Annotated in this window: 5 protein-coding genes; 4 read left to right on the top strand and 1 reads right to left on the bottom strand. The window is 58.1% G+C overall.

Annotated features, from left to right (window positions below):
• Window positions 1–509 precede the first annotated feature (509 nt).
• Window positions 510–1,334, bottom strand: a complete 825-nt coding sequence (locus tag T370_RS0110925) for a hypothetical protein (protein ID WP_029435742.1) — start codon at window positions 1,332–1,334, stop codon at window positions 510–512.
• 382 nt (window positions 1,335–1,716) lie between these two features.
• Here T370_RS0110925 and pheS point away from each other — a divergent pair, with 382 nt between their 5' ends.
• The 4 genes from pheS to rpe all read left to right on the top strand — a co-directional run bounded on the left by pheS (window position 1,717) and on the right by rpe (window position 6,441).
• Window positions 1,717–2,754: a phenylalanine--tRNA ligase subunit alpha gene (pheS, locus tag T370_RS0110920; RefSeq protein ID WP_005029467.1), complete on the top strand. Its 1,038-nt coding sequence runs from the start codon at window positions 1,717–1,719 to the stop codon at window positions 2,752–2,754.
• Window positions 2,755–2,936: 182 nt separating this feature from the next.
• Window positions 2,937–5,336, top strand: coding sequence for a phenylalanine--tRNA ligase subunit beta (gene pheT / locus T370_RS0110915; protein WP_029435741.1), 2,400 nt, complete (start codon window positions 2,937–2,939; stop codon window positions 5,334–5,336).
• A gap of 76 nt (window positions 5,337–5,412) precedes the next feature.
• Window positions 5,413–5,763, top strand: a complete 351-nt coding sequence (locus tag T370_RS0110910; RefSeq protein ID WP_005029474.1) for a MerR family transcriptional regulator — start codon at window positions 5,413–5,415, stop codon at window positions 5,761–5,763.
• A 6-nt stretch (window positions 5,764–5,769) separates the two neighbouring features.
• The gene (gene rpe, locus T370_RS0110905; RefSeq protein WP_005029476.1) at window positions 5,770–6,441 is read left to right on the top strand and encodes a ribulose-phosphate 3-epimerase; all 672 of its coding nucleotides are present in this window, start codon (window positions 5,770–5,772) and stop codon (window positions 6,439–6,441) included.
• Window positions 6,442–6,454: the final 13 nt, after the last annotated feature.

Here is a 6,454-nt window from a genome sequence, read left to right as displayed (position 1 = left end):
CAGTTAAGCTCTCCATCGTCGATGATACTGCGCATTCTTACGTGGGAAAGTAGAACAACGCCAAGACTTTATTTCCAAAGGGCCGTCCTATCCAGGACGGCCCTTTGTTTTGCCCGAACTCATCCTCATCACAGGCCACCCCTCCCCAAGCCCCAGGCTAGGCGCAAGCCCCTCCTGCTCTTTCTCCCTCAGCCTTCCCTCCCCCTCGGGTTTCCTCCTCCCCCAGCTTCTTTTTCCTACGGTACCCGCCCGGTTCGCTCCTTAATCGGATCATTTGCTTCTTCTCCGCCTTCTTCTCTTTTCCCGCAAGCCTCATCGATTTGCCGAAGAAGGGCTTTAGATGCTGTGTCCGGAAGTAATGCATCACTTTTAGGCGTGTTGGGAAATACTTCCCTCCCAAGGGCATTGGGGGGCGCGTTGTTTCCGAATGAAAAAGAGATGAGAAGGTACAGCATAAGATGAAAAACCGTATGGATTTTCCTCATCATGAAAATACTGTACAAGCGAAACTAGTGCAGGAAGAGTATTCCCAAAGCGGCGAGTACTGTCAGTATGAGGCAAACACCGAGGCAACCCTTTTCTTTTCGTTTTTTCTCAGGTTGTGCCTTTTTTGAAGGGGTTGTAGGTTGATACTGGGGCTTTTGCTGATTTGACGAGGCCGCTTTCTCAATCAGGTCTTTCTTTTCGAAAAACTCTTGCATCTCGTGCGTAAAACGCTGCCTCCAGTCTTCAAACCAGTGTTCAGGGTGCTGGCGCTGATATTCCCGTTCAAGGTGTTTTGTGAGGTCGTCCGGATCAGAGATTTCCGCTGGAATGGCTGACGTATCCAACGGATAGAAGGACGTCGTGATTTCCCTAGCGATCTGAACGAAATATTTCATGCTGTGTTTGTCATCAAGCATGACTCCGGAAAGGTAGAGGAGCTTGGCGCACGCCTCGATGTTTCTTCTGTTCAGATGGCACTGGGTAAGGTTTACATAGAAATTGCCGGAATTCAGTTCAATGAACGATCCCAAGTATTGGCAGCAGCCGGCTACCCACGTGGAAAATTCTTTGTTGAACTCCTTTTTGATCTGGATGAAGGTCACAACAGGATGCTCATCCAGCTCATCCAGAAAACTGCCGGGAAGGGAGTAGGGCGCAGGGAAGGACGGAAGCTTGGCCGGAGTGCGCTTCATGACGCCGGCAGCGTTCAGGGATGCTTGGGCCATTTTTTTGATGGCCTCAGGATCAATGAGCGTTTGCTTGTATTCGTGTGGCAACGAATCGAAAGCTTCCCTTTTTTTTTCCGGGAGGCTGTTTCGGAACTCTTCAATCCGCTCGTCCAGATCCATGCGTGCACCTTGTTTGCTTGGAGTGGTGGCCAGCCGCGGTACGGGGCCGTGGGGAACGCCGCAAGTGTTCTATGCGGGAGAATATGATTCCAGCAGCATATCTGAGAATCATTTCCGTGACAACAGATGTCTTGAAAAGGTGCGTTGCTTGGGAATGTTTTCTCACACGATCGTTGAAAACGTGAAACGAAGAAGAGTGGGGAGAACCGGAACTGAGCGGCAAAACGGCCGGAAAGCACACGTCGTTATGTGCAGTTGGGGCATCGGAATTGCGGATTTACAAGGCATTCTCGGTATGCTAAGACTGAAGTCCTTATTGTTCGGCGTTGTATCCGTCCGTATGTAATCACACAAAGTGTAACGAAATTGTTAGGTTGTCTAGATGGACCTTCTCACGGAACTTGAAAGCCTGATCCCGGAACTTGAAAAGGGTTTGGATCAGGCTTCTTCGTTGCAGGAAATGGAAGCGCTCCGGGTTGAATTCCTCGGACGCAAGGGCCGCATTGCCCGCATCATGTCTCGTCTTCCCGAACTTGAGCCTGCGCAGCGTCCTTTGCTGGGGCAAACCGCCAACCGGGTGAAGGAAAGCCTGACAGCTCAGTTCGAAGCCAAGAAGACGGCTCTCGACAACGCCGAAGAGGCCGCCGCACTGGCACGCTTTGACGCGGGCCTGCCCGGCCGTTTGCCGTGGCGCGGTTCGCTGCATCCGGTGACCATGGTGATGGAAGAAATCTGCACCATCTTCAAGGGGCTTGGCTACGACATCGTGTCCGGTCCGGAAGTGGAGACGGATTACTACTGCTTTGAAGCGCTGAACATTCCGCCGGAACACCCCGCGCGCGACATGCAGGATACCCTGTACGTATCCGACGGCATCGTGTTGCGTACGCATACGTCCCCGCTTCAGGTGCGGACCATGCTCAAGCAGAAGCCTCCCGTCGCCGTGGTTGCGCCCGGACGCGTCTACCGCCGCGACTCGGACATCACGCACACGCCGATGTTCCATCAGGTCGAAGGCCTGCTCGTGGACAAGCACGTGACCATGGCCGATCTGCGCGGGACGCTTACCGCGTTCATGCGTGAAGTGTTCGGTTCCGACACCCGCATCCGTTTCCGCCCGAGCTTCTTCCCGTTTACGGAACCCAGCGCCGAAGCCGATATTTCCTGCTGTATGTGCGGCGGGAAGGGGCATGTCAACGGCACTACGTGCCGCGTGTGCAAGGGGACCGGCTGGCTGGAAATCCTCGGGTGCGGCATGGTCGATCCTGAAGTCTTCAAGGCCGTTGGCTACGACCCGGAAGAAGTGACCGGATTCGCCTTCGGGCTTGGCGTGGAACGTATCGCCATGCTGAAGTACGGCATCGGGGACCTGCGCATGTTCTTTGAGAACGATGTGCGTTTCCTCGGTCAGTTTGCCTAGGGCCAGTATCCCTCCTTCGGACAGGGAATCGGGATCGGACTTCAGTTCTTCTTTAAAAGGTATTTCTTCGGCTCATTCCGGAAAAATGCTGTTTGCGGTCCCGATCAAGAGAAGAATGCGCCGTCGTTGTGGGAAGGCTTTCCTCGGCGGTTTTTGGGGCGATGCCCCGAGAGGATTGAGCAATGCTGTTAAGTCTGAAATGGTTGCGCGAATTTGTTCCGGTGGAAGCCGGGGCTCAGGAAGTCGGCGATCGCCTGACGATGCTTGGGCTGGAGCTGGAAGACATCATCCATCCGTATGATGCCATCAAGGACATCGTCGTCGGGCACGTCCTGACGAAAGAGGCCCATCCCGATTCGGATCATCTGGCCGTATGCACGGTGGATGCCGGACAGGAAGAAGTGCTGAACATCGTGTGCGGCGCACCCAATGTGGCCGCCGGACAGAAAGTGCCGGTGGCGCTGGTGGGCACGACGATGCCCGGAGGTATGGTCATCAAGAAGGCCAAGCTGCGCGGCGTGCCTTCGTTCGGCATGATCTGCTCCGAGCGTGAGCTGGGGCTTTCCGAAGATCATAACGGCATCATGGTGCTGCCCGAAGGCTTCAAGGTCGGCACGCGCCTCATCGACGCGCTGGATCTGGATACGGAGATTCTGGAAATCGGCATCACCCCGAACCGCGGCGACTGCCTGTCCGTACTCGGCCTTGCCCGCGAAGCGGCGCTGGCTTTCAAGCTGCCCCTGACGCTGCCCAAGGTGCATGTGGAAGCACAGGGTGCGGATTGGTCGTCGGAATGGGCCGTGAATATCCCGAATCCCGACCTGTGCCCGTTCTACCAGCTGCGTCTCGTGGAAGGCGTGACCATCAGGCAGTCGCCCATGTGGATGCGCCACCGCCTGCACGCTGTGGGCGTCCGCCCCATTTCCAACATCGTGGACGTTACCAACTATATTTTGATGGAGCTGGGGCAGCCGCTGCACGCCTTTGACCGCGACAAGCTGGAAGGCGGACGCACGGAAATCTCCGTGGCCCGCGACGGTGAACGCATTGTGACCCTTGATGGGCAGGAGCGTGTGCTGACCTCCGCCGACCTGTTGATCCGTGACGGCATGAAGCCTGTTGCGCTCGCCGGCGTCATGGGCGGGCTCGATACGGAAATTTCCGACGCCAGCCGCAACGTCATGGTCGAGAGCGCGGTGTTCCGCCCTGAAACCATCCGCAAGACGGCCCGCCGCCTTGCCTTGGCCAGTGAAGCCTCCTACCGTTTTGAGCGCGGTGTGGATCAGATCAATTCCCGGTTCGCTATGGACAGGGCCGTCAGCCTGATGGCGGAACTTTCCGGCGGCGTGGTCCGCACAGGTGCCTGCACGCAGGAGCCCAAGCTGTGGGCAGCCCCGCACCCGCGTTTCCGTGTTCAGCGTACCGTGGATCTGCTCGGCATGGATGTCGAGCCCGCGTTCTGCGCGGATACGCTGGAACGTCTGGGTTGCGGCCTTGACCGCTCCGACGAGGCGGACTGGAAGGTCACGACCCCGAGCTGGCGTTCCGACCTGAGCCGCGAAGTGGACCTCATCGAAGAAATCGCGCGCGTGAAGGGCATGGACACCATCCCGGAAACCCTGCCCGCCGTTTCCCGCCCTCTCGATCGTTTCGGCCAGCCGGAATCCCGGTACGGTTTCCTGTCCCGCATCAAGGCGTGGGGACGTGGCCTCGGCCTGAACGAAGCCGAGAACTACAGCTTCGTCGGCCACAAGGATCTCGATCATCTCGGCCTTTCCAAGGAAGGCCGCATCGATATCATCAACCCGCTGACCGAAGAACAGAACGTGCTCCGCACCGAGATCGCCCCGAGCCTGTTGCAGAATGTGCGTACCAACATCGCGCACGGCAACATGGGCGTCCGCCTGTTCGAAGTGGCCAACGTGTTTGAGGCCGATCCCGCTTCCCAGACCACTGCGAAGGAAAGCGCCCGTCTCGGCATGGTGATGTACGGTTCCCTGTACGACACGGCGTGGCCGAATGCGGAAATCGACGCCGGATACGCGGACATCCGTGGGCTGGTGGAACATTTCGCGGCGTTCCTGAATCTCTCCGCGCCCGTGTTCACCCGCGACGAAAACACGCATCCGTTCCTCGCTCCGTGCGTGCGCGTGACCGTCGACGGAAAGCCCGTCGGCGTGGTGGGGCAGGTCAAGGCGCAGCTCGCCGACGCCTACCATGCCCGCAAGCCCATCTGGCTGGCGGAATTGGATCTGGAAACCCTATGGGATCTGCACCGGGCGGCCCGCATCGTGTTCAAGGCGCTGTCCGTGTTCCCGGCGTCCAGCCGCGACGTGACGGTCATTGCTCCGCTTACCCTGTCCGTGGCCGCCGTTGAGAAGCACATCCGCGACATGCGCATTGCCATCCTCGAAGACGTGACCCTCATCGACCTGTATGAGCCCAAGGATACGGAAGAACGTAACCTGACCTTCCGGCTCACGTTCCGCAAGGCCGACCGGACTCTTAAAGATGCCGAGGTGGACAAGGAGCGGGAAAAGGTGGCACAATCGCTCATCAAGAATCTGGGCGTCCGCATCTGATCGTGACGCATCGATGACGAGGCATGTCTTTTTGTCTGTAATCAATGGAGCATGACGCGTTCCGCATGGGAACTCTATGACTGGACGGACGTATCGCATCGGGGAAGCGGCTCGGCTGCTGAAGCTGGAAGGTTACGTATTGCGTTTCTGGGAAACGGAATTCGAGCAGTTGCGCCCCTTGCGTACGCCGAAAGGGCAGAGGTTGTATTCCGATGCGGACCTCGTCGTGCTCCGGCGCATTCGCACCTTGCTGCACGAGCAGGGTATGACCATCGAAGGGGCCAGGCGCGTTCTCGAACGGGAATGCGCCGAGTCCGGCGACGGAAAGGCCCGGACAAGCGCGGAAGACATGCTCCGCCATGTGGAAAGCGAACTGATGGCCCTGCAGGCATTGCTGGGGCGGCAGCGTCTTAAACCGACAAGGTAAGCTCCGATGATTCTTTCTCCTTCTCTTCTTTCCGCTGACGTGGGCAACCTTGCGGCGGAACTTTCGGCTTTGGAGGCCGCCGGTCTCCGGTGGGTGCACTGGGATGTCATGGACGGGCGGTTTGTGCCGAACATCACCTTCGGGCAGCACGTCATCAGGCAGTTGCGCAAGCGCAGCGGCCTGTTTTTTGATGTGCATCTGATGATTGTGGAGCCCGAAAACTATCTTTCCGAATTTCAGGCTGCAGGTGCCGACATGCTGGTCGTGCATGCCGAGGCTACCCGGCATCTGCAGCGTACGCTCGCGGAAATCCGGCGTCTGGGCATGAAGGCCGGAGTCGCGCTCAATCCAGCCACCCCGCTGTCCGCGCTGGAATACGTGCTGGAGGATGTCGATATGATCCTCCTCATGAGCGTGAACCCGGGATTCGGCGGGCAGAAATTTTTGCCGATCACCTATGAAAAGATCCGCCGTCTTCGCCGGATGCTGGACGAACGCCGCCTTGAGACGCTCATCCAGATCGACGGCGGCGTCACGCCCGACAACACCGCCGATCTCGTGCGTGCGGGTGCGGACGTGCTGGTGTCCGGTTCGGCGTTTTTCTCGGTTCCACCCTATGAGGCCCGTCGTCTGGCGTTTGAGAGCAAGGCGGAGGAAGCCCGTTCACTGACTTTGTAAGCTGACGGAGAGT

It is taken from the genome of Bilophila wadsworthia ATCC 49260 (assembly GCF_000701705.1).
Classification (GTDB): domain Bacteria; phylum Desulfobacterota; class Desulfovibrionia; order Desulfovibrionales; family Desulfovibrionaceae; genus Bilophila; species Bilophila wadsworthia.
Note: the sequence above shows the minus strand (reverse complement) of the source record. Positions and strands in the feature narration are given on the sequence as shown.